This window comes from Tahibacter sp., assembly GCF_032229445.1.
In the GTDB taxonomy this organism is placed as follows: domain Bacteria; phylum Pseudomonadota; class Gammaproteobacteria; order Xanthomonadales; family Rhodanobacteraceae; genus Tahibacter.
The window spans coordinates 1-25,901 of the sequence record NZ_JAVTWC010000093.1; the positions used below are offsets into that span (position 1 = coordinate 1).

The following is a 25,901-nucleotide window of genomic DNA, read 5'->3' on the forward strand; positions in this document are numbered from 1 at the left end:
CTACTGGCTCCATTAGCCCGATCTTGGGTGGCTCCATTAGGCCGGTCGGTGACAGCAGACCCATGGGTGTTTCATGGGCCTGCCGCCACGCAAGACCTGGCGCCATCTGCAGCGTGCGGTGCGTGTCGCGGTGGTATGCCACAATCTCACGCACGAGCCAGATCTCGGATTCTTGCAGCGTCATGCAGGCCGTCTCGGCTGGGTCGTACCCGCGGCGCTGTTTCGCGCTCGCGCCGGTCGCGCCGGGAAGTACCTCGGCTTTGCGTTGGAACGTGCCAATCAGACGCTCAACAAAGGCGCCCTGTTCCTTGGCTCCCGGATTGCGCCACTCCGGCGTGATGCCCCATTCATGGCATCCAGTGATGTACGCATTCCCCTTAAACTCAGCCGCATTGTCTGCTTTGGAGGCGGTTGGCTTCCCATACATGGGCCACTCGATGTCACTTAAACCGCGTTCAGCTAGCCACGAGTCCTTCGGCAAGATCGCGTGCACAAGTGCCAGCGCGGCCGTCAGCGAACTAGGCGGCTCGAGTGACACGCAAATACCCAATACTGCACGCGTATGGATATCCATCACCCAGGTGACGTATCCCCGCCCGATCGGCAGGCGCTCGATCGAGTCCACCAGGATTAAATCCAACGGCGAGTGATCGATCTGGACCTGCGCGAGCGCGTGGCTCGTTTTCATGACACCCGGTTTGGCACGCACACGTTCGCGCGCACGTTGGGGCCCCAATCGGCGCCGAAATCGTAGTTCGGGGCCATCGACGCTCACTCGGCGCGCTAGAGTCTGGCGATGCGGTGCCTTTTGTCCGGCATTCCCACAGAGTCGGGTGACCTCGTCATTCAACGCCGACAGGGACACCGTTTTCTTACCTCGCACCGCCCCAATAATCGCGGTGCGAACGATGCTCTCGACCGGCTTTGGAAGCATGCGGCAGTTGCGACGCCGTCCGCGCGCCCTGCGAACGATGGACAATGGCACGGGGTCGCGGGCCAGCTGCCGCATGAGCTTGCGAATCTGGCTTTCCTTGAGACCCAACTCTTCCTTGATCATGCTCATCTGCGCGGCACTGAGGCGTTCGCCGCACAGCACGAACGGCCGCAGGGCTTTCTCACGCGTGCATGCACGCGCAAGTTCAGCAGGATCGACGTCGCCGACAGGTGGGCTCTCGAGGGACGCCCCCATCGGCAACAACTCACCGACAGGAGCAACAACACGCTCACCCGTGATCAAATGGCGTAGTTGCACACGCTGCAGGTCGTCAATCGAGACGACGTCGTACAGGGCCGTGTTCCATACAACGCTCGCGCCGGGCACGAGCTGCCACAACGCTGGAGCACGCTCCGGCGCCTCTTGTTCGTTCATGGTCATGCCTCCTCCTTCAGGAGGCAGCAACCAGCCCTGCCAGCAGCGAGAACTGCTTGACACCTACGCTGCACGTCAGGACACTAACGCCCGGACTCTCCGCTCAATTGAGTCCTCCCGGCCCCAAGCGACCACGAATCGCTGGGGCCGGCGCGTTTTTGGCTGCTGCAAACACTTGTGCTTGTGCCAAAATCGCCTCCGTGCCGACCCTCCTTGTTCGCGTCGGGTACGTCCTTCGCACCCAGCGAACGCACCTGCCCTCCCCTGTTTAGTCGGCGGCCTCGCCACCGGGCTGTTTGTTGACGCTGTTCGTCTGCGATACCACCAGGTCAGGGCGCCGAAACTGCCGCCCCTCCGAGATGCTCCAGAGCCAATCCGCGATATCCGCGGTCAAAGCAAAACGCCCCCGCCGACCTTGGATCTCAAAAACGGCGACGGGTAGGCGCTGATGCGCCAAGGCTTGCCGAAAGGCGCTCTGACTGGGATAGCCCAACGCACGGGTCAACGCAGCGCCGCCAACCAGCGGCCCGTACGAACTCGTGAGCGATTCACGCAATGCGCGTAACCGGCTAGTCACGGAAAACGCCTCCTCGTGCGCGCCAATCACGCTAGATGACGCTTGAGAGATCGTAGACTTGTCGGTCAGCACCGCAAGTACGTCGCCCGAATCCAGAACGACAAAAATCTGAGCAGGAGGAAAGAAGTGGACTCTTCCAACCTTCTTTACCACATGCAACCTCGCCTCAAGCGTGCGCGACGAGGATGATCGTTGGCGCGGGAACGACGCGCTTTGGCGGCACCGGTACGCCGTCGCTCGCTGCGCGGGCTCGGCATGCTTTGCTGCCATTGCGCTTCATTTCGGGACGGACTCGCCCATTGTGCTTGAGCGACGTATCGACCGCCGCCGTCCCTACCTCACCGAACTCGGTACGCCAGTCTGGGCGGGCACTTATCGTCGCTGGCGCAACCATGGCGTGGTTCCGAGTGCTGCCAAATCGGCGCTGATCGAGAAACGCTCGGGCGGCTCCGTGCACATCCGCACCTGGAGCCGATCATGGCTGTGGCCGCTGCTCGCGGAACCGACTATCGTTCTCGGGCAAACGGAGTTGCTCTACGCCTTCCCGGCGCAGATTGTGCGCATCTTGCTGCGCAGCGCGCCACGCAACGACACGGCAATTGTCTGGTTGGAGGCTCGCCCACCCGACGTACAAGCGCTGTTTCGTCTGGGCTCGCTCAACGCATTTCTGGCACTGCTTCTGTTGGCACGACATGCCGAGCGACTCGGAAGTACAGGCCGCGACCTCTACGCCAGTCAGTGCGCCTATCGCTTGCTGCCGCAAATCTTGTATCAGACGCCGGTCTTGCGGTACCGCTGGAGCGCGCTCTATCAATGCATCGGGCGGGTGCTCAAGCGTTCTTTCAGTGAGCCCATCTCGATGGAAATGTCAGAACGCGACGTAGCCTCACGGTTGACGGAACTGGATCAGAGGCCCTGCGGGGCCAGCGAACTGAACCCGCCTCCGATTTCGTGACGGAAGCAATACAGGTGATCCTCGCAGCCTAAGCCCCCCGCGGTACATCGTTCGCCGGCAAGCGCTGCGCGCGCCGAGCCTGCCCAACCGGCGTACGGTCGCGAGCTTTTCCGCCAGCAGTGGGCGCACATCTTGCCCTGCTCTCGGTCGTGGATAGACTGGCCGCAGGTCATGTTTTTACGGGACTGCCGGCGGGTACGAACACCCCTAAGCAACTGCTACGACTGCCGGACAGACGAATGGGTGTGCAGAAATCGTCGCCGATTCGACTCATTGATCGCCGTTTCCAAGAACGACATCGAAAAACATTTAGGATTCGTTCCGTCCGCTCAATCAGCGATTTTTTGTGCAGCGGCACACCGCTCTAACTATATGAAAAATCATTATTTTTGGCGATATTCCGATTGAGCGCGATTTAGCGCGTCTGCCAGAGACTTACAGCCCAGCAGACCTACGTCCCAGCCTCTGCTCTATCGGAGTCAGGCTCATCCCCGATCAGGGCGCCTCGGCCGCAAGCGCGCTTGCTTCGTCGAGCCGCATCCCAACCGAGTGCAGCCGATGGTCTGGCCCATGATCCCTTGCCGCTTTCTGGTCCAGGCGTGACCCACCTCAGTGCTGCGCGCCGATGGCAAAGCCCCCGAGGTCGCGGTTAGTGTGTTGGCCGCGGGAGATCTCCTGAGCCCGGCCCTGAGCCCGGCGCGGCGCAAAGGCTTAGATGCTTGCGCACCAAGCCAAGGCTCGACCATTTCCACGCGGTCCGGGAGCGCAGTTACGCCAACCCCACCCCGATCGGCGACATGGTGTTCTGCTTCGTCGCATCGAATGCGGTGCGACGAGCACAGGCTGCCACTCGCGCACCGCAGGATGCGCTCCCTGGCTTGTTCTCCAGGCTCCTCTGGCGGTGAAGACTTGCATAAATAAGTTGTTGCATTTTAGTTTTATACCGCTATTCTCGCCCATGAGAACGCTAGGATTTCTGCAGTAACCGTAGCGGTCGCGTGATTCCGCGAAAGATTCGTCGAATTCTTCGGAAAGGACAGCAGATGAATACCACTGAGACGATGGACGGCAACACCACGCTCGCCAAGACCGCGATGGTGGCAGCCGAGATTCTTGTTCCCGGAGCTTCAAACCTCGTTGCCGGAAACGTCGGTACTGGCGTGGCCACGTTCGTGGGCACTGTAGCCGCGGTAGCGGTGCTCGCGCCGACGATGCCGATCCTCGGTGCGCTCGCTGCGATTGGCCTGCGCATCAATTCGTACAAGTTGGCGACCACCGGCACGAGCCTGATGAGCGATGCCAGCAGCGCGCTCAATGCCGCCAACGAGAAGATCAACAAATCGCCCAGCAAGACCGCAGGCTGAGACCTTCCTCTGACCGGCGCGTGCGGCGCGCCGGTCGGCCATTCGCAGACTAGGTTCCAGGTGCTGGGCCTGATCGCATGCACTGTGATCCGGTATCGCGGCATGCTTTTGCGTGCCCGATGCACGCGATTCTCGACCTGGATGTCCATCCGCCGGGGGCGCAGTGCGGATCGAAACCGAAACGCCAGAGCAGAACCAATATGTCGAGGCGCTGCGGCGCGCCTCGATTCAGATCCGCGCGCTGCGTGAAGAAAACGCGGCGCTGCGTGCGACCAGTCCGATCGCGGTGGTAGGCATGGGCTGCCGCTATCCGGGCGGTGCCGACGATCCCGAACGCTTCTGGGAATTGCTGGCCGAAGGCCGCGACGCTGTCGCGCCGATTCCGCGCGAACGTTTCGACATCGACCGATGGTATAGCGCGAATCCGACCGACCCCGGCCGCATGTATGTGCGCGAGGCGGCGCTTATCGGCGACGTCCGCGGGTTCGATCCGGGCTTCTTCCGCATTACCCCCGCCGAAGCAGAAGCAATGGATCCGCAGCAGCGCCTGCTGCTCGAAGTGAGCTGGGAAGCGTTCGAGGACGCGCGGATCGACACGCGGCGCCTCGCCGGCACGCGTACAGGCGTGTTCATTGGGCTGTCGAACTACGACTACATCCAGGCGCACGTCCATTCAGGCGACCCAGCGCGGATTACGCCGTATTCGGGTAGCGGCGTGATGTTCAGCACCGCGGCGGGACGCCTTTCCTATTTCTACGATTTTCGCGGACCGTGCATCACGCTCGACACCGCCTGCTCGTCTTCCCTGGTCGCGCTCGATGCGGCGATCAAGGCGCTGCGCCGCCGCGATTGCGACGTCGCGCTGTCTGGTGGGATCAGCCTGATCCTTTCGCCCGACAGCAGCGTCGCCCTGTGCAAGGTCCAGGCGCTCGCGGCCGACGGACGCAGCCGCGCGTTCGACGACCGGGCCTCGGGCTATGGTCGCGGTGAAGGCTGCGGACTGCTGGTTCTCAAACGGCTCGACGATGCACTGCGCGACGGCGATCCGGTGCATGCGCTGCTAGCCGGCTCGGCAGTCAATCACGACGGGCGCAGCAACGGGCTTACCGCGCCCAACGGCCTCGCGCAGCAGGCCGTGATCCGCGCTGCACTTGCCGACGCGCAGCTCGGGCCTGATGCAATCGACTATATCGAAGCACACGGCACCGGCACGCTGCTTGGCGATCCGATCGAGTTCGGCGCGCTCGACGCGGTGTTCGGCAAGCGTGTCCCGGAGCGCACGCTAAAGCTCGGATCGGTCAAGACCAATATCGGTCATACCGAAGCCGCAGCGGGTGTGGCGGGCGTGATCAAGACGATTCTGGCGATGCGCCACGCGACGCTGCCGCCAAGTCTGCACTTCAAAACACCCAACAGTCATATCGACTGGGCTTCGGCTTCGATCGACGTCGTCGCGGCGCCGCAGACCTGGCCGGCGCAGGCGGCAGGGATCAGTTCGTTCGGGCTGAGCGGGACCAACGCACATCTGGTCGTCGCGGCAGCGCCGACGTACGACGCGGCCAGCGTGGCCCCCCCCCTGCCCCACGTCCTTGCGCTTTCCGCTGCGACGCCTGCTGCGCTGGCGGCGATGGCCGCGGCCTGGGAGTCGCGGCTCGCCGAAGCGACGAGTGCCGATATCGCCGACCTCTGCGCCACTGCCGCGCGGCGGACGCCGCTGGCCGCACGCCTGGTCGCGGTCGGCGCCGACGCTGCGCAGCTCGTCGCCGATCTTCGCGCCGCCGCGGCGCGCGCGCCTGCTTCGCCGCGCCAGTCTGCCACGGCGTTCCTCTTCACCGGCCAGGGTGAGCACGATGCCGGGATGGGCCGTGTGTTGATGACGACCGAGCCGGTGTTTCGCGCGGCGTTCGAGCGCTGTGCCGCGGTCGCGGGCGACGCGCTGGGCGCGCCGCTCGCCGCGTTGCTCGACGACGGCGAAGCGCTGGCACGGAGTGGGATCGCGCAGGCGGTCACGTTTGCGATCCAGTGGGCTCTGAGCGAGCTGTGGGCGAGCCGCGGCGTGAGACCCGACGCTGTGGTGGGGCACGGCGTCGGCGAGTTCGCGGCGGCGGCGGTGGCCGGCGCAATCACGCCCGAGGCAGCGATGGCACTGGTGATCGAGTGCGGGCAGCGGACGCAGGCGTTGCCTATGGGTGGTGCGAGGGCGACGGTGTTCGCGGCGCGCGAACGGGTTGCGCACGTGGTGCAGAGGCACTCGGACAAGCTGGCCATTGCAGAGGTCAACACTGCCGAGTCGATCACGTTGTCGGGTGACGCGGCAGCGCTGGCCGAAGTGCTGGCGGTGCTTGCCCGGGAGGGTATCGGGTCCCTCCGGCTGAAGGTGTCGCACGCGTTCCATTCGCCGTTGATGCGACCGATGCTCGCGGGCTTTCGGGCGGTCTGCCAAGCCATTCAGGCGGGTTCGCCGCGGTTGCCGTTTTATTCGACGCTGACCGGCGCGAAGCTGGCGGCCGGCCAGGCGCTGACAGCCGACTACTGGATCGAGCAGATCACCGCCCCAGTCCGCTTCGCCGATGCGCTCGCCGCGCTGCGTGCCGACGGATTCGAGCGATTCCTCGAGATCGGCACCAGCGATGTGCTCACCGGTTTCGCGCACGCGGGCGGCGCGGCTCTGACCACGGCTTCTCTCACGCGCGGCGTCGACGAACGCGTCCAGATCGCCTGGGCGAGCGCCGCCTTGTGGTGCGACGGCGCCGAAGTGGACTGGGCGGCGACCATGCCTGCCCCCCGGCACATCATCGCCGCGCCGCACTACCCGTTCCAGCGCAAGCCTTATTGGCTCGAGGTCGCGCCACTGCGTCCCGCCGGCTGGTCCTCCCCTGATCAAAGCCCATCCGGCGCAGCGCCGGCCGAGATAATCGCCATGAACACTGCCGGAATCGTCGACCATCTGATCGAAACACTGGCGTCGATCACCCGGCTCGAACCGGCCGAGATCAGCCCCGTGCAGCACCTGACCGACATGGGGCTGGATTCGCTGATGCTGCTCAAGCTCGGCCAAGCCGTCGAGCGTGACTATGGCGTCGAACTCAAGATGAGCCAGTTGTTCAAGGAGCTCGGCACGCTCGCCGAGATCCAGATCTATCTGGAAGCGAACGCCAAGCGTTGCCCCGACGCGCCGACACCGCTTCCCGCCGCGGCGTCCAGCGTGCCAATCGCCCCGCACGCGGCACCGCCCGCAGCAAGCGCTCCGCTCGCCACGGCCCCCGCAGCGATCACCGGCGACAGCACGCTGTTCCAGCAGCAGCTACAGGCGATGGCCGCGCTCGCCGCGCAGAATCTTGCCGGCCTGAACGAGCTTAGCCGGCTGCAGCTCGCCGCGGCGGGCCAGGCGCCAGTCGCCCTCCCCGTCCCCGCGACACGCGCGGCAGAGGTTTCCTTGCCGAAGGCGGAGCAACCCAAGGCGCCGGTCTCCGTGCCGATCACGCAAATCCGCGGCATCAACCTTGCTGGCGTCAAGCTCAGCACCGAGCAGCAGGCCTATGTCGACCGCCTGGTCTGCGTGCATGTCGCGCGCACCGGCGGTTCGAAGGTCCGCACGCGCGATAGCCGCGCGGTGCTCGCCGACTGGAAGCACACCCTGTCTTTCTGGGGACAGCTCAAGGAAGCCAAATATCCTATCGTCTCGGCGGGTTCCGACGGGCCGTTCGTTACCGATGTCGACGGCAATCGTTACATCGACATTGCGATGGGCATGGGCGTGCATTTCTTCGGCCACAAGCCCGCTTTCATCCATGACGCGCTCAAGACGCAGATGGACCGCGGCATCGAACTCGGTACGCAATCGCCGCACGCGGCCACTGCGGCGCAACTGATCGCCGAGCTGACCGGCACCGAGCGCGTGGCATTCAGCAACACTGGCTCGGAAGTGGTGATGGTCGCGCTGCGCCTCGCCCGCGCCGCGACGGGGCGCAAGACCATCGTGCTGTTCAAGAACAGCTATCACGGCATCTTCGATGGCGTTCTCGCGACCGAAATCGACGGCGAGCGCGTTCCCATTGGGCTCGGGACGCCCGAGGGGATGATCGAAGACCTGGTGGTCCTGCCCTACGACTCGTCGGCGTCGCTCGACTATATCCGCGCGCACGGCGACAGCTTGGCCGGGGTGCTGGTCGAACCGGTACAGAGCCGCGATCCCGACCTCCAGCCCCAGGGCTTCCTCAAGGCACTGCGGCGCCTCACGCGCAGTTCGGGCACGGCGTTGATCTTCGACGAGATGATCAACGGCTTCCGCGCCGGACCGGGCGGAGCGCAGGCCTGGTTCGGAATCGATGCCGACATGGCGCTCTACGGCAAGATTGTCGGCGGCGGCATGCCGATCGGCGTGATCGCCGGCAAGGCGCGCTTTCTCGACTATATCGATGGCGGCGACTGGGACTACGGCGACCGGTCAGGCCCGCAGTCGGCGATGATCTATTTCGGCGGCACTTTCTGCCGCAACCCCGCGACGATGACCGCGGCGCATGCGGCGCTCACGCATATGAAGGCCGAAGGCGCGGCGCTGCAGGATGGGGTGACGGCGCGCACCGAGGCGTTCTGCGACCGGCTGAACCACTGGTTCGAGCGCGAGCGCGTGCCGCTGCGCGCGAAGCATTTCTCGTCGCAGTGGCGGATCGTGCCGATCGGCGCGCAGGACCGCGAGCCGATCGAGCTCGAATTGCTCTATCTGTCGATGCTGATCCGCGGCGTCTACACCTGGGAGCGGCGGATCAACTTCTTCTCGACCGCGCACAGTCAGGCTGAAGTCGACGCAGTGTTCGAGGCAATCACCGGTGCGATCGTCGAGATTCGCGCGCATGGCTTCGATTGGTCGACCGACGCCTATCCCGCTCCGCAGTTCAGCGCGCTGAGTTCGCCCGAAAGGCGGCTCTACGCGCTCGCGCAGCGCGAGGGCGGCGAGGCGCCCTATCACTTGCCTCAGGCGTTCACGATCGACGGGCATCTCGACGCAGACCGGCTCGAGGACGCGTTCCGCGCGACGATCCGTCGCCACCCGGCGCTACGCACCGCCTTCGTCACGATCGACGGCGAGCCCGTGGCCAAGCGTATCGCGGAGCCGCGCTTCGCCATCGAGCGCATGGATGTCGCGGCCGGCGGCGAGGACGCATTCATCGCGGCGTTCATCCGCCCGTTCGACGTGTCGCAGGCGCCGCTGATCCGCGTCGCGATCGGCCGGCTCGCGCCGGAGCGGCACCTGTTGCTCGCCGACACACACCACATCGCGGTGGACGGACTGTCGTTCGACATCATCGCGGCAGAGCTCATGGCGCTCTACGCCGGCGAGACGTTGCCGCCGGTCGACTATGACCTCGCCGCGGCACGTCTCGCCGCAGCTGCTGGCGGCGAAGGCGCGCGCGGCGAAGCCAACGCTGCCTTCTGGCGCGGACAGCTCGCCAATCTGCCCCAGCTCGATCTGCCTGGCGATCGCCCCCGTCCGCTGGAACGGGATTTTCGCGGTGACGCGGTCATCGTCCATGCCCCCAGGACGCTGGTCGACCGGCTCAAGGCACTCGGCCGTACGCGCGGCGGCGCCTCGCTCTACATGGTGCTGCTCGCGGCATGGAGCGGTTTCCTTCACCGGTTGAGCGGGCAGGACGATATCGTGATCGCGGGCGCCAGCTCCGGGCGCGAGCAGGCGGCGGTAGCGCGCGCGGTGGGCATGTTCGTCAATACAGTCGCGTTCCGCACGCGGCCGAGCGCGGAGCTGCCATTCGCGGCGCATCTCGACGCGGTCGCACAGGTGGCACTCGCTGCCTATGATCATGGCGACTTCCCGTTCGAGGCCGCCGCGGCACTCGCTGGACCGCCCGCGCCGGGGCGCAACGCCGTGTTCGACACCATGCTGTCCTATGAGAACGCGACCGCGCGCGCGTTTCGCATCGCCAATCTCGACTTCACCAGCCGTGAGATCGCGCTGCAGGCGGCAATGTTCGACCTGGCGCTCGACATCACCGAGATCGACGGCGCGCTGACCTTGCGCTTCGGCTTCGCCACGCAGTTGTTCGACCGCGGCACCATCGAGCATTGGGCCGCGGCGTTCGGCCAGATGCTGGCGGCCATTGCCGACAGTCCGGACGACCCGATCGGCGGGATCGACCTGGTTACGCCGGGCCAGGCCGCCGTAGTCGCCGCGCTCAATGACACCGCTGCCGACTATCCGCGCGAAGCGACGCTGGTCGAGCTGTTCGACACCGCCGCAGCGGCGCATGCCGGGCGCGTCGCGGTGGTGTCGGGCGACACCGCACTCGACTATGCCGATCTTTCCGCCGCCTCCGATGCGCTGGCCGCGGCGATCGCCGCGCGCGCGCCGGCAGGGTCATGCGTGGGCATGTTGCTGCCGCGCTCCGAGCGGTGCGTCGTGGCCGAGTTGGCGATCCTCAAGGCGGGCTGTGTGTTCGTTCCGCTCGATGGCGCGCATCCGCCGGCGCTGCTCGCACATATCCTCGGCGACAGCGGTTGCGCCGCGGTGATCGTCGACGCCAGCACGGCGGCACTGCTGCCCGAAATGGCGCGCGGACTTGCGCTCGACGTGGGCGCGCGCGGAGCGACGCGGCCTGTCGTCACGCGCACACCCGACGACACCGCCTATGTCATCTATACCTCGGGCTCGACCGGCCTGCCCAAAGGATGCCTGGTCAGCCACCGCAACGCGGTGCGGCTGCTCGCAAACGACCGCATGCCCTTCGCGTTCGGACCGTCCGACGTCTTCGTATGCGCGCACAGCTTCGCGTTCGACTTCTCGATCTGGGAAATCTGGTGCGCGCTCGCGAACGGCGGATCGGTGGTGATCGCGGACGCCGCGACTGCGCGCGACCCGGCTGCGCTGCTCGATCTGGTTCGCGCACACCGCATCACCGTGCTGAACCAGACGCCGGCCGCCTTCTACGGGCTGATCGACGCTGAGCGCACCGTGTCGACGCACGATCTGGGGGGACATCTCCACACCGTGATCTTCGGCGGGGACCGCCTCGAACCGGCCTATCTGCGCGCCTGGGCTGCGCTCTACCCGCTCGCCACAATCGCGCTGGTCAACATGTACGGCATCACCGAGACCACGGTGCATGTGACCTGGCACCGGTTGAGCGAGGCCGACCTGGTGAGCGGGCGCAGCGCGATCGGGCGGCCGATTCCGGAGACGCAGGTGCTGCTGCTCGACGCCACCGGCGCTGCAGTGCCGCTGGGCGTGCCGGGCGAGATGTGGGTGGGAGGCAGCGGCGTCTGCGCGGGCTATCTCAACCGGCCCGAGCTGACCGCCGAGCGTTTCGTCACGCGCGATGGCCGGCGCTACTACCGCAGCGGCGATATCGGCCGACTCGGCGCGGACGGCGTTCTGACCTATCTCGGACGCAACGACCATCAGGTGCAGGTGCGCGGTCATCGCGTCGAGCTGGCGGCCATCCAGCATTGGCTGCTCGATCATCCGGCGGTCGAAAAGGCCGTCGTGACGGCCGGCGACGACGTGCTCACCGCCTATGTGGTGGGCGAAGTGGCATTGACGGCCGAGGCGCTGCAGTCACACCTCGCGCGCAACCTGCCGATGCATGCGATCCCGGCGCGCTTCGTCCGTCTCGACGCGCTGCCGCTCACGGCGAATGGCAAGATCGATCGCGCCGCGCTGGCCTTCGCCGATGCATCGGCGCTGCCCGCGAGCGCCATCGCCAAGGCACCGCGCACGGCGGTCGAAGCGACGATCGCCAGCATTTGGAGCGATGTGCTGGGATGCAGGGCGCCGGGCGTGGACCAGGACTATTTCGCGCTCGGCGGCGACTCGATCAAGGCGCTGCAGATAGTCAGCCGTCTGCACCGCACCGGAATCAGGGTCAGCCTCGCGCAGATCCTCGCGGCGCGCACGGTCGCCGCATTGGCGGCCGTGGCGGGTGGCACGGAACCGGCCGCCGCACTCTCGAGAGCCGACGATGCGCCACTCACGCCGATCCAGCGCTGGTTTGTCGAGACGCACGGTACCGCACCGGGGCAGTTCAACAATGCGGTGCTGCTCGCGGCGGAGGCGATCGATACGGATGCGCTGGCTCGCGCACTGGCCGCGGTGATCGAGCGGCATGACGGGCTGCGGCTGTCGCTCGATCTGTCGCGTGGGGTGCAGCGGGTCGCCGCGACGATGACGGTGCCGGTGGAGACGGTCGCGCTCCCCAGCGCAGCAGCGCTCACGGCGCATGCGGTTGCGCTCCAGGCGGGTTTCGACGTCGCGCGGCCGCCGCTGCTACGCGTGGTGCACTACCGCCTGCCCTACGGCGAGCGGTTGCTCCTACTTTGTCATCATCTGGTGATTGACGGCGTCTCGTGGCGCATCCTGCTCGAGGATCTGTTCGCCGCCTATGCCGCCGAACGCGCCGGCGAAGTCGCGATGCTCGCGCCATCGGGGTCCTGGCTGGATTGGCCGACGGCGCTGGCGCCGGCCGCGCGCGATCCGGCGCTGCTGGCCGAGATCCCCTACTGGCAGGCAGTCGAATCCGCCGAGGCAACCGCTCTGCCGCGCGACTACGACGACGAAATCAATGCCGTTGCCGATGCACGCAGCATCGCGCTCGAACTCGACGCCGACGCGAGTTCAGCACTGCTGCGACGCGCCGGGGTCAACGAAGGCGGCATGGCCGCGCTGCTGCTCGGCGCGCTGGGACTGGCCTTCCGCGAAACCTTAGGCATGCCGCGCATCCGCGTGCGGCTCGAAGGCCATGGCCGCGAGGAACTGGCGCCCGGACTCGACATCAGCCGCACGATCGGCTGGTTCACCTCGTTGTTCCCGGCGGCGATCGACATCGGCGATGCGGCAGGGTTGGGCGCCGCCGCGGCGCGCGCCGGTGCGACGCTGGCGGCGATCCCGCGCAAGGGCGTGGGTTATGGCCTGCTGCGCTATGCGACCCCGCCCGAGCTGCGCCCCGGCCTCGGCTTTGTCGAGCCCCCCGAGATCGGGTTCAACTACATGGGCCAGTTCGACGCCGAGCTTGTCGGGGGCTTTCGCCTCGCCGACGAGCCGACTGGGGCGATCCTTGGCCCTACGCTGCGTCGGCCCGAGCTGATCGACGTCGAGGCTGCGGTCGTCGGTGGAAAGCTTGCGCTCAGCATCGGCTATGGCGAGCGCATTCATGCGCGCGCGACGGTGCAGCGGCTGGCCGATGCGCTGCGCGACGCGCTCGTCGGCCCGCCGGCGCCATCGCGCGATCGCGTGATGGCTGATACCGCAGAACTCGATGCGGCCGGCGTGGAAGTGGTACTGCCGCTGTCGCCACTTCAGGAAGGCATGGCGTTTCATGCACTGAGCGGTGATCGCCAATCCTATGTGCAGCAATTCGCTTTCACGCTGCGCGGCTCGCTCGATCACGAGCGGTTCGCTGCCGCCTGGCAGGCCGTGCTCGCGCGGCACCAGACGCTGCGTGCCGTGATCGTCGCCCCGTCGGGCGCTGCGCCGTGCCAGGTCGTGCTGGTCGATCGGCCAGGCCCCGTCGAGGTCGAGGATCTGCGCGAGCTCGCTGCCGACCACCAGGCCGAGGTGGTCGAGCACCGCGCGGCGACCGAGCGTGCGCAAGGCTTCGACCTGGCGCGCGATCCGCTGCTGCGGCTGTTGCTGCTGCGTCTGGGCGACACGCAGACGCGCGTGATCCTGACACTGCATCACATCGTCGCCGACGGCTGGTCGCTGGGTATCGTCTTCGCCGAGCTCATGGCGCTCTATCGCGGCACACCGTTGCCGCCCGCACCGCCCTTCGCCCGCCACCTGGAGTGGCTCGCCGCTCAGGATTCCGCCGCCGCGCGGCGCTATTGGGTGGCGCGGCTGCTCGATGCGCCCGAGCCCGTCGCGTTGCCAGGGTTACGTGCGGTCGCGGACAGCGGCTATGCGATGCGCGAACTGAGCTTCGCGTTCGACGCGACGACGACCGAGGCACTGGTCGGGCTGGGTGCGCGGCTCGGCGTGACCCTCAACACGCTGGTGCAGGCGCAATGGGCCGTGTTGCTCGCCGGGTTCGGTGGCGACGCGGACGTGATGTTTGGCGCCATCGCCTCTGGCCGCCCCGCCGAGCTGGACGGAATCGAGGCGATGGTCGGACTGTTCCTCCAGCCCGTGCCGGTGCGCGTGCGCGTCCCGAGCGATCAGGGTTTTGCCGCTCTTGCGCGCGCGATCCAGCACGATGCCGGCGAAGCCGCGCCGTTCCATCATTTTCCGCTCGCCGAGATGCAGCGGCTCGACGGCAAGCGCCGCACGCTGTTCGACCACGTGCTCGTCTTCGAAAATTATCCCTTCGCCAGCCTGGGCGACGCCGAGCTCGCGATAGATGACGTGCGGGCGATCGAGCAGATGCATTTTCCGTTCAGCATCGTCGTCGAGCCCGGCCAGACGCTGGCGATCAAGTTCACCTACAACGCCCGCGCTATAGCCGAGGCCGATCTGCGCGCGATCGAGGCGCAGTGGCGCCAGCTCGCAGGGGCCGTGCTCGCCAACGCCGACACACCACTGGGCGAGATCGCGCTCGGCGCGCGCACCGCGCCCGTCGCGACACGTGAGATCGAAGGCACGGTACTCGACCGGTTCGAGGCCCAGGCCGCGGCGTGCCCCGATGCGATTGCGATCGAGGACGCGGGCGAGACGCTGAGCTATCGCACGCTCGACGCTCGCGCCGAGGCGCTGGCCCGGGCGCTGGTCGCGCTCGGTGTCCAGCGCGGCGACCGTGTCGCATCGTACCAGCCCGCCGGGATCGGGCATGTCGCGACCCTGCTCGCGGCGTGGAAGGCCGGCGCGGTGTTCGTCCCGCTCGACATCGAGGCGCCCGCGCGCCGGCTGGCGCTGCTTACCGCGCGCGTCGAGCCCAAGGCCTGGATCGTCGCGCCCGCGCTGCGCGACCGGCTGGTCGGGGCGGTCAGCCCGCCGCCGGAGCGCGTGGTGCCATGGAATGCAGCGGGTATGTTCGGGTTCGACGGCGGCGCGCTCGACACCAGCCGGCGCCCTGGTCCCACCGACCCTGCCTATGTGATGTTCACTTCGGGATCGACCGGTGCGCCCAGGCCGATCCTCGCCGGCCATGCCGGTCTGCGCCATTTCATCGACTGGGAAGCGCAGGAGCTGGCGGTTCGGCCGGGCGTGCGCGTAAGCAATCTCGCGCTGCCAACCTTCGATGTCTCGCTGCGCGACATCTTCCTCCCGCTCGCGACGGGGGGCACGTCATGCATCGCGCCGATCGAGGTCCGACGCGACGGCGCGCGGCTCGCGGCATGGCTGGCCGACGAGAAAATCGCCGTTGCGCATGTCGTACCCAGCATCTTTCGCCTCGCGCTCAAGGCATTCGAGGAGCAGCCACGCCCGCTGCCCGCGCTCAAGCACCTGCTGTTCGCGGGCGAGATGCTGTGGGGTACCGATGTCGAGCGCACGCGTGCCGCCCTCGGCCCGCATGTCGCGCTGCGCAACCTCTATGGTCCATCGGAAACTTCGCTCGCCAAATGCTGCCACCGGATCGACGGCCCGGTCGGCGCGGCGCGCGCAGTACCGGTGGGGCGGCCCCTGCCCGGCACGCAGGTGCTGGTGATCAAGGAAGGCAGGCTCGCCGCGCCCGGCGTGATCGGCGAGATCCACATCGCCCCGCCGTTCGCCATGTTCGGCTATCTGGGGGACGCCGAGGCGAACTCGGCACGCTTCATCCGCGGCGAGCCCGAATGGGGCGTGGAAGGCATGATCTATCGCAGCGGCGACATGGGCCGGGCGCTCGCCGACGGCACGATCGAACTGGGCGGACGGCTCGACGGTCAGGTCAAGGTTAACGGCGTGCGTGTGGAGCTCGGCGAAATCGAAGCCGCGGCGATGGCGCACGAGGCGATCGAGACCGCAGTCGCCGTTGCGCACAGGCGCGACGATGGCGAGCTCGCCATTGCCTGCTATTACACGGCGGCGCGCCCGATCGGCACCGACGAATTGCGCGCGCGCCTCGCGCTCGACCTGCCCCAGGCGGTGATGCCGCACTTCCTGATCGTGCTCGACGCGATGCCGCTCGGACTCAACGGCAAGGTCGACCGCCGCGCCCTGCCCAAGCCCGAGGAACTGGTGATCGGCCGAACTGCGTTCGTCGCGCCCGAGGGGCCGGTAGAAACGCGCATCGCTGCCATCTGGGCCGAGGTGCTGGGCATCAAGCGCGTCGGCGCATGCACGTCGTTCTTTGACGTCGGCGGAGATTCGCTGCGCGCGATCCGCGTGCTCACGCGCGCCAACGCCGAGTTTGGCGGCAGCTTGACGATCGCCGACTTCTTCGCGGCGCCGAGCGTACGCGCAATGGCGGCGGCACTTGCGCCCAGGCCGGCGCCGCTGCAGCGCATTCCCGCAGCGGCGTGCGCGTCCGACTATCCGGCCTCGCATGCGCAGCGCAGGCTTTGGGTCCTCGATCAGCTTGGCGGCAATCCGGCCGCCTATGTGCTTTGCGCTGCCTATCTGCTCGACGGCGCGCTCGACGCCAAGGCGCTTGGCGCCGCAATCGAAGCGCTACCGGCGCGGCACGAGGCACTGCGCACGGTCTTTATGGAAAGCGATACGGGCGTACGCCAGCGCGTGCGGGCCGAGGCCGATTTCGCAGTCACGTACATCGACCTGAGCGGCGAACCTGATCCTGATGCCGCGGCCCGGCAGCGCGCCGAAGCATTGGCGTGTGACGGCTTCGACCTTGCGCGGGGCCCGCTATTGCGCGCGAGCCTGCTCCGCCTCGGCGCCGAACGCCATGTGCTGCTGTTCGCCGTCCATCACATCGTCAGTGATGCCGAATCGGTGTCCGTGATGATCGAAGAGATCCTGCGCGGCGCGCGGGGTGAAGCACTGCCGCCTCTGCGCATCCACTACAAGGACCACGCCGTCGCCGAAGCCGTCTGGCTCGCTTCGCCGGCCGCCGGCGCGATGCGGCAGTGGTGGCTGGCTCGCCTCGCCGAACTGCCGCCGCGGCTCGACCTGCCGTTCGACCATGTTCCCGCGGGTCCGGCCAGCCATGACGGCGACCGCGTCTCGACGACACTCGACGCCGCCACCACGCAAGGCCTGCGTACACTTGCGCGGGCGACAGGTACGAGTTTCTTCTCCAGCCTGGTCGCGCTCACTGCCGCGCTGCTCCAGCGCCACACCGGCTGTCACGAGACCGTGCTCGGCATTCCGGTGACGTGCCGCGACGATCCCGAACTCGAGACGCAGCTGGGCTTTTACGTCAATCTTCTGCCGCTGCGCCTCGCGCTCGACGCCGACGACGACATCGCGGCGCTGCTCCGCCGCGCGGGCAATGCCCTCGCCGAAGCCATGGATCATCGGGCCTATCCTTTCGATCTGCTGGTCGAGCAGCTGGCCCTGCCGCGCGATGAGAATCGCCCGCCGCTGTTCGATGTCGCGGTCGTGTTCCAGGACCGGCGCCAGCGCAGCCTGACGCTGGCTGGCGTCACTGTGTCGCGGTTCGGCGGCGAGCCGCGTGTCGCCAAATATCCGCTGACGTTCGAATTCGTCGAAAGCGACGACGGCGTGACGCTCAATCTCGAATACGCGAGCGACCTGTTCGAGCGTGAGCGCATCGAGCGGATGGCCGAGCACTATGCCCGGCTGGCGGCGGCGGCCGTAGCCGAACCCGAAAGTGCGGTGGCGCGGCTGACGATGCTTGGCGCAGAGGAACTGGCGCTGGTCACAGCGCCCGGGCCTGTCATCGACTTGCCCGAAAGCGCGACCGTTCCCGCCATCTTCGCCACCTGGGTGGCACGCCAGCCGGGCGCACCCGCCGTGGTCTGCGCCGGCGCGACGCTGAGTTACGCCGAGCTAGACGCGCGCGCCCGCGAGATCGCCGGCGCCCTGGTGTCCAACGGCGTCGCGCCCGCAGAGGTGGTTGCGGTGTTGCTCGATCGCTCGGAGCGGCTCGTCGCCGCATTTCTCGGCGTGCTCATGGCGGGCGCGGTCTATCTGCCGATCGATCCCGGCTATCCCGCCGAACGAATCGCGCTGATGCTCGCCGATTCGGGCGCGAGCGTGCTGCTTACCGAGCCAGGATACGACGAAGTGCAGCCGGCTACCCCGCTGCGCAGGATCGACGTCACGGCGCTCGGCCCAGCCGTCGGCACGCTGCCGCCCACGCCGCGCCCGGAGGACGCCGCGTATCTCATCTATACCTCCGGCTCGACCGGTAGGCCCAAGGGGGTGTTGCTCGAGCACCGCGGTGCGGCGAACCTGGCCTTCGCACAGCGCCACGGGCTCGGTATCGAATCGCATCACCGCATCGTCCAGTTCGCGCCGGTCTCGTTCGACGCGTCGGTCTGGGAGATGGTGATGGCGCTGCTCAACGGCGCTTGCCTGCTGGTGGCACGACCTGACGACGTGCGCGACCCCGCCGCCTTTTCCGCGCTGCTCGCGGCCGGACGGGTTTCAGTCGCGACGCTGCCCCCCTCCTATCTCGCCGAGTTGAGCGACGACGCGCTCGCGCCGCTCGAGATGCTCATAACGGCGGGGGAAGCACCCGATGCGCCGCGCATGACCCACCTTGCCACGCGGCTGAGCACCGTCAATGCCTATGGCCCGACCGAGACCACGGTCTGTGCGAGCTGGCACCGGATCGATCCGCAGGCGCCCGATGCGCGGGGCATTCCGATTGGCCGCGCGATCGCCAATGGCGAGATGTTCGTGCTCGATCGCTTTGGCAATCCGGCGCCGGTCGGCGTGCAGGGTGAAATCGTGATCGGCGGCGCGGGCCTCGCGCGCGGCTATCATGCGCGCCCCGATCTGACCGATGCGGTCTTCGTGCCGCACCCCTGGCGCGACGGTGCGCGCGTGTATCGCAGCGGTGATCGCGGCGCGATGGGAGCGGACGGTGCGATCCGCTTCGCCGGACGGCGCGACCGCCAGGTCAAATTGCGCGGATATCGCATCGAGCTGGGTGAAATCGAGCGTGCCATCGCCGCGCTGCCAGAGGTGCGCGACGTGGCCGTGGCCGTGCGCAAGGGTCCGTCGAGCGACGAACTGCTTGCCTATGTCGTCGGCGCCGAACCCGATGCGCTGGCCGAGGCACTCGCGCGCGTGCTGCCCGCGCACATGCTCCCCGCGCGCTGGAGGAGGCTCGACACGCTGCCGTTGACGCCCAGCGGCAAGACCGACTACGCCGCGCTCCCGCCAATCGAGACGACCGCAGACCAGGCGACGATCGACGATCCGCGCGAGGCGCTGGTCGCGCAGGCGTGGCGCGCCGTGCTCGGCCATGCCGGGTTCGGCCGGCACGATCGCTTCTTTGCGGTCGGTGGCGATTCGATCCGCGCGATCCAGGTCGTCGGGCGGCTGCGCGCCGCCGGCCACCGGATCGAGATGCGCGCCTTCCTCGGCGCGCCGACCGTGGCGGGGATCGCTGCCCTGCTGGTGGACGCTGCGCCAGCACCCGACGCCAGCGGCGGCCGCGTTGCGCTGACCGAGGTCGAGGAGCTGTTCGAGCATGGATAAGTCCGCCTTCGCCCTCACCCGCGACGCGGTCGAGCGCGTCTATCGCCTGACTCCGCTGCAGGCGGGGATGCTGTATCACGAGCTCGAGACCCCCGGCGCTTCGCCGTATCACCGCCAGGTACGCTTCGAGATCGAAGGCGAGATCGACGCCGCCGCCTGCGAGGCGGCATGGAACGGCCTGCTCGCGCGCCACGCCATGCTCCGCTCCGTATTCGACTGGGAGCGCACCGCGCAGCCGCTGCAGATCGTGCTCAGGCAGCAGCGCGTCGCATTCGAGGCGCGCGACGCCGACGCCGCTGCTGTCGACCAGTGGTGCGCGGCCGATGTGACGCGCGGGTTCGACCTGCGCCGGGACGCTCTGATCCGCATCGCGCTGTTCCGTCTGGGTCCGGCGCGTTTCGAGCTGGTGTGGAGCCACCCGCACATCCTGCTCGACGGCTGGTCGGGCGCGGTGCTGATCGAGGAATTCATCGCACTCTATGCCGCGGCGCGCAGCGGCGCGCCCGCCTCGCTCGCGCCTGCGACCGATCCCGACGGCTACATGGCCGAAGCGGCGTTGCGCGACGAAGCGACAGCCGTGTCGCACTGGCGATCGCTGCTGGCGGGCTACGACACGATCGCCACGCTACCCCGCCTGCCGCGGGGCGGCGCGCCATCGCAGATGGCGGAACATTGCCTGCGGCTGGCTGCACCTGACACGCACGCGCTGCGCGAGCTGGCGCGGCGCAGTGGCGCGACGCTGGGCGTGCTGCTCCAGGCAATCTGGGGGCTGATCCTCGCGCGCTGGACCGGGCGCAACGATGTGGTTTTCGGCATCGTGACGTCGGGGCGCAACATCGCCACGGCGGGCATCGAACGGCTGGTCGGCATGTTCGTCAACACGCTGCCGGTGCGTGTGCAGCTCGAGGACGGCGACACGCTCACCGCGCTGCTCGCGCGGCTGCAGCAGCAGTCGGACGCCGGCAGCGCACACGACCACGTCGGACTTTCGACGATACAGGCGGCGTCGGCGCTGCCGGCGGGGCTGCTCGATCATCTGCTCGTGCTCGAGAATTTCCCGGCCGGCGACGCGGGCGCCCACGCGGACACTGGCTTCACCGTGGTGGCGACGCATGCCGTCGAACGCGCCAATTATGACTTCGGCATCCTCGTCCATGACGACGCCGAGTTGCGAGTGACATTCCAATACGATGCGAGCCGCATCGACACCGCGCTTGTCGCGCGCGTTGCGACGCACTGGCGAGCGGTGACGACGGCGCTGCTCGCCGCACCCGACGCGCCGCTGTCGGACATCGACATGATGCCGGCCAGCGAGCGTGCGCAGCTCGATGCCGCCGAGCACGGCCCGGCTGTCGCGCGGGATCCCGCGGCGACGCTCGTATCGCTGTGGCACGGTCAGGTCGATCGCACGCCCGATTCTCCCGCGCTCGCCGACGAACGTGTCGCGCTCAGCTACCGCGCGCTCGACCGCGCCGCCGAAGGTCTCGCGGCGAGACTGCGCGGCGACGGGATAGTCCCGGGTGACGTGGTCGGGCTGCTGTGCCCACGCGGCGCGGCGCGGATCGTGGCGCTGCTTGGCATCCTCAAGGCCGGCGCGGCCTATCTCCCGCTCAGCCCTGCGCTCCCCGATGCGCGAATCGCGATGATGCTGGCGGATTCGGGTTGTCGGCGCGTCCTCGCCGACGCAGCAGGCGCCGCGCGGGTCGACGCGCTGGCGCCAGGATTTGCCGTACCGATCGCCGGCGCCGAGGCGGAGGGACGCGCACCATCGCCGGCGACGCCCGACGTGTTGGCCTATCTCATCTACACCTCGGGCTCGACCGGGCAGCCCAAGGGCGTCGCCGTACCGCACCGCGGCTTCGTCAACATGATCCTGGCGCAGATCGACGGCTTCGGCGTGCGGCCCGAGGATTCGGTGCTGCAGTTCGCCTCCTGCGCATTCGATGCGTCGCTGTCCGAGATTTTCATGGCGCTGCTCGCCGGCGCGCGGCTCGTGATCGCCCCCGATGCGGCCGTCCGGGACGGCGCGGCGCTGCTCGCCCTGCTCGAGGCCGAGCGGATCACGGTCGCGACGCTGCCGCCTTCGTATCTGCGCGCGCTCGACGGGGCCCCGCTCGGCCCGGTGCGCGTGCTGATCACTGCTGGCGAGCCACCCGACAGCGCGGACATGCGCCGCCTCGCGCGCACGCTGTCCGTATTCAACGCCTATGGCCCGACCGAGGCGTCGGTCTGCGCAAGCTGGCACCGCATCGATCCGCAGGCCGACTATGCCCAGGGCATCCCCATCGGCCGCCCGATCACCAACACGGCCATGTCGATCCGCGACCGCCTCGGCCGGCGGATGCCGCTGGGCGCGCTCGGCGAGATCTGGCTGGCAGGCCAGGGCCTCGCGCGCGGTTATGTCGGGCGGCCGGAGCTGACCGCCGAGCGTTTCCCCGAGGTCGAGAGCCAGCGTTCCTACCGGACCGGCGACGCGGGCGTGCTGCGGGGCGACGGCGAGATCCTCTACGCCGGGCGCCTCGACGGGCAGATCAAGCTCAACGGGCACCGTGTCGAGCTGGGCGAAGTCGAGGCCGCCCTACGCGCGCTGCCGGGTGTCGCGCAGGCCGCTGCGGCCATCGCCCAGGGGCAGCTGGTCGGCTTCGTCGTCCCCGGCGCGCCGCTCGACTGCGATGCGCTGCGCCACCGGCTGGCGGAGACGCTGCCGACCTGGATGGTCCCGGCCGAAATCCTGCCATTGCCGGAGCTGCCAACCACCCTTGCAGGCAAGGTCGACCGGCACGCGCTGGCCGGCATGCGCACCCGCCAGGCGCTGGCAACGCGCGCACTGACACACGAGGAAGCGCGTGTTGCCGAAGCCTTTGCCGCGATCCTGGGCAACGGGCCTTATGGTCCGGACAGCGGCTTTTCGAGCAGTGGCGGCGACTCGCTGCGCGCGATACGCCTGCTCGCACGACTGAGGCGCGGAGGGATGGGACTGACGATGCCAGCCCTGCTGGCAGCGGACACCGTCGCGGCGATCGCACGGCTGGGGTCGATCGCCGCCGCGACGCCGGCTGATGCGGTCGCGGGGCCGGTCCCGCTCACGCCGATCCAGCGCCGGCATTTCCTGTCCGATCCCGACGGCTGCGCGCGGCTGACGCACCAGGTACTGCTGCGCATCGGCTCGGGCCAGGGATTGAAAGAAGCAGTAACGGCGCTCTGGCAGCGTCACGACGCGTTGCGGCTGCGCTTCGCACACGGCGGCGGCGACTGGACCGCCGAGGTCCAGCCCGTCGATACGCCGCTCGCCTGGCGCAGCGTCGATCTGCGCGGCGCCGGCGATGCGGCGCTCGCCGCCGATGCCCAGACGCATGCACCAGGCGGCGCTGGCGAGGCCGCTGCGCTGTTCGTCGCAACGCGGTACCGGCTCGACGACGGCGACTATCTGCTGTTGGCGGCTCACCATCTGCTGGTCGATGCCATGAGCTGGCGCATCCTGCTCGAGGACCTGGCCGATGCGCTGGCCGGAGTCGCGCCCCCGCTCAGCACAACCTGGCGTGCCTGGGCGATGGCCCTGTCGGCATCGGACGCCGGGCGGGAACGCGCCTATTGGGCATCGGTCGCGGGTGCACCGTCCTGGCCTGCGCCCGAACACGGTTATGGCGAGACCGACATCGTCACGCTCGACCTCGGCCCGGTGCCGCCTGGCCTGTCCGAGCGCGGCGTGCTCGCGCGGCTGCTCGCTCGCCTGGGCCCGGCGCTGGCGGACCGCGATGACGGCGACGAGGCGTGCGTTACGCTGACGAGTCACGGCAGGCATGCGCCCGGTGTTGCGCTCGACGTCAGCCGCACCGTCGGCTGGTTTACGGCCGAGTATCCGTTCCGGCTGGCCTGCGGCGCCTCGCCCGAAGCGATCGAGGCCGCGCTGCGCGACGTGCCGTCGCACGGTGTCGGCTGGAGCATGCTGCGCTGGCTCGCACCCGATCCGGTGGCAACTGCCGAGCCCGCGATCGCTGTCAACTACCTCGGCGACGTCGATCCCGCCGCCGACGCCCCCTTCGCGATCAGCGACCGCCTTCCCGGCGTCGTCGCCTCTGGCCTGCGCCGCACGCGTGCGATCGAGATCGAGGCGTGGCGCAGCCGTGGCCGGCTGGCCGCCGCGATCCGATACACGCCGCGCTGCGATTCGCCCGCCGCGATCCAGCGCCTGGCCGAACTGATTTCGAGCGCGCCCGCAGCGCCATCGCCGCGGGCGCGGATTTCCCCACCGACAGAAGGACAGCACGCATGAACACCCGCTTCCGGAATCGAGTCCGCCGTCCCGTGCTTGCCACCCTGCCCCTGATCGCGCTGGGTCTGGCCGCGCCGCCGGCGCCTGCCCAGCACACCGTACCGCCGAGGCAGTTGAAGCAGATCCCGGCGGCCGCGCCGCCAGCGACGCTCGCGACCGCGGTGACGGCCGATGACGCTGCGCCGGCGAGGCAGTTGAAACAGGTCCCGGCAGCCGCGCCACCAGCGACCCTGCCTACGCCGATCGGCTACCCACCGGCGGTGTGCCAGCCGCCGCCGCCGACGGCGAAGGCGCAGCTACGTGGCGGGTCCAATGCGGTTCCCCATCGCGCGTTCCCCGCGACCTGGCAGAAGGTGATCGACTCTCTGGTGGCCAATGGCGGAGTTCCCGGTGCCGTGGTCATCGTGCGCTCGCCCGACTGGGGCGTGCGCGTGGGTGTCGGCGGTGTCGCCAACCTCGCCACCAAGCAGCCGATGACGCCCGACCTGCATTTTCGCGTCGGCAGCGTGAGCAAGGCGTTCCTCGCCCAGGCGATCCTGCGGCTGGAGCAGCAGGGCAAGATCCAGCTGACCGCGCCGGTGCTGACCTATCTCGGCGACAACCCGACGGTAAAGGGCATTCCCGGCATCGGCAGCCTCACCGTCACCAACCTGCTGCAGATGACTTCCGGCGTGGCCAATTATCTGGGCTGGGACACTGTCGGCTTCTCGCCGCAGATCACGCCACAGCGCAGCTTCAAGCCCGAGGAACTGGTCGCGGCCGTCTCGACCACCGGTGTGCCCAGGGACCAGAAACCCTTCGGTGCGCCGCCCGTGGCGCCGTCGTTCGCCGCCGGCGCCACCTACCCCAATCCTTACTGGGTCTCGGTGTTTGCGAGCGCGCCGCCAGCACCGCCGCAATATCCGGCCTGGGACTACTCGAACACCAACTACATCCTGCTCGGCCTGATCGCCGAAAAGGTCACCGGACTGCCGGCCGAGGAAGTGATCAAGCGCGAAGTGTTCGATGTCGCCGGGCTCAAGGATACGTATTTCGCGACCGACACCCGGAAGCTGCCCACCATGCACGGCTACACCAAGTGGGGTTCGATCCCGTATCCGGCGCAGGTCTACAGCGACTGGTGCGACGTCACCGACACCAACCCGACCTACGCCTGGACCGCCGGCGCGATCGTCTCGACGCCCTGGGACCTGCTCAAGTTCGAAGATGCGATGTTCCGCACCGACACGCTGCTCAACCAGGGCACCAAGAACAAGTGGTATACGTTCGTCTCGGCCGACATCCATGTCGGCTGGCAGCCGATGCAATACGGCGTGGGTGGGCTGATGCAACCCGAACGCAGCTACGGTACGGCACGCGGCCATGGCGGCGCCTTCCCGGGCTACAAGACACTGCTTTACTACTTCCCCGACCAGCAGACCTCGTTCGTGCTGGCGACCAACACCTGGGACGACGATTGCATCCTTCCGCGCGATCCGGCGATCTCCACCGCCGAGGCCGGCCAGTGCGAAGCGGTGATGCTGGATGCCATCATGCCGCAGGTCAGTTCGGCCGTTACGACGCCGTGGCCGGAGCGCGATGCCAAGGCACGCGTCAACAGCGACAAGGTCGACGTCAAATGGCAGGCGGGCCGCATCTATGGCAAGAGCTACGATGTCTATTGGGGCACCGACGAGACCGCGGTCGACGGTGCGAGCGCGGAACATCACCCGGGCACCGAGCGCACCACGGTGACCGCCGTCACCGCGGGGCTCCCGGTCAAGCCGAACACGACGTATTACTGGCGCGTCGACACCGTCGCGCCGGACGACAAGATCATGCCATTGGTGATCGGCCCCACCTGGAAGTTCCAGACCAACTAGGGCGA

General features: G+C 68.1%; 6 protein-coding genes and 1 pseudogene. 5 read left to right on the forward strand and 2 right to left on the reverse strand.

What is annotated here, in order from left to right:
- Together RUU78_RS15685 and RUU78_RS15690 are read right to left on the reverse strand one after the other, a co-directional pair.
- Positions 1 to 1,375, reverse strand: a pseudogene (locus tag RUU78_RS15685) (hypothetical protein); the annotation flags it as partial.
- Between the two features lie 262 nt (positions 1,376 to 1,637).
- Complete coding sequence (locus tag RUU78_RS15690) at positions 1,638 to 2,216, reverse strand: hypothetical protein (protein WP_313918236.1); 579 nt, start codon at positions 2,214 to 2,216, stop codon at positions 1,638 to 1,640.
- A 31-nt stretch (positions 2,217 to 2,247) separates the two neighbouring features.
- Here RUU78_RS15690 and RUU78_RS15695 point away from each other — a divergent pair, with 31 nt between their 5' ends.
- The 5 genes from RUU78_RS15695 (at position 2,248) to RUU78_RS15715 (ending at position 25,896) form a co-directional block, all read left to right on the forward strand.
- A complete protein-coding gene (locus tag RUU78_RS15695; protein WP_313918238.1) occupies positions 2,248 to 2,901 on the forward strand; it encodes a hypothetical protein in 654 nt (217 codons plus the stop codon).
- Positions 2,902 to 3,944: 1,043 nt separating this feature from the next.
- A complete protein-coding gene (locus RUU78_RS15700; protein ID WP_313918240.1) occupies positions 3,945 to 4,265 on the forward strand; it encodes a hypothetical protein in 321 nt (106 codons plus the stop codon).
- 163 nt (positions 4,266 to 4,428) lie between these two features.
- A complete protein-coding gene (locus tag RUU78_RS15705; RefSeq protein WP_313918242.1) occupies positions 4,429 to 19,761 on the forward strand; it encodes a non-ribosomal peptide synthetase/type I polyketide synthase in 15,333 nt (5,110 codons plus the stop codon).
- Positions 19,754 to 24,034, forward strand: a complete 4,281-nt coding sequence (locus tag RUU78_RS15710; protein ID WP_313918244.1) for an amino acid adenylation domain-containing protein — start codon at positions 19,754 to 19,756, stop codon at positions 24,032 to 24,034. Before RUU78_RS15705 ends, RUU78_RS15710 begins: the two co-directional genes overlap by 8 nt.
- The gene (locus RUU78_RS15715) at positions 24,031 to 25,896 is read left to right on the forward strand and encodes a serine hydrolase domain-containing protein (protein ID WP_313918246.1); all 1,866 of its coding nucleotides are present in this window, start codon (positions 24,031 to 24,033) and stop codon (positions 25,894 to 25,896) included. The genes RUU78_RS15710 and RUU78_RS15715 overlap by 4 nt, the downstream gene beginning before the upstream one ends.
- Positions 25,897 to 25,901: the final 5 nt, after the last annotated feature.

What these genes read in the sequence shown, in the direction of transcription:
- RUU78_RS15715 (WP_313918246.1), top strand. Translation starts at nt 24,031, where the DNA reads ATGAACACCCGCTTCCGGAATCGAGTCCGCCGTCCCGTGCTTGCCACC.
- RUU78_RS15700 (WP_313918240.1), top strand. Translation starts at nt 3,945, where the DNA reads ATGAATACCACTGAGACGATGGACGGCAACACCACGCTCGCCAAGACC.
- RUU78_RS15690 (WP_313918236.1), bottom strand. Translation starts at nt 2,216, where the DNA reads ATGGCAGCAAAGCATGCCGAGCCCGCGCAGCGAGCGACGGCGTACCGG.
- RUU78_RS15710 (WP_313918244.1), top strand. Translation starts at nt 19,754, where the DNA reads ATGGATAAGTCCGCCTTCGCCCTCACCCGCGACGCGGTCGAGCGCGTC.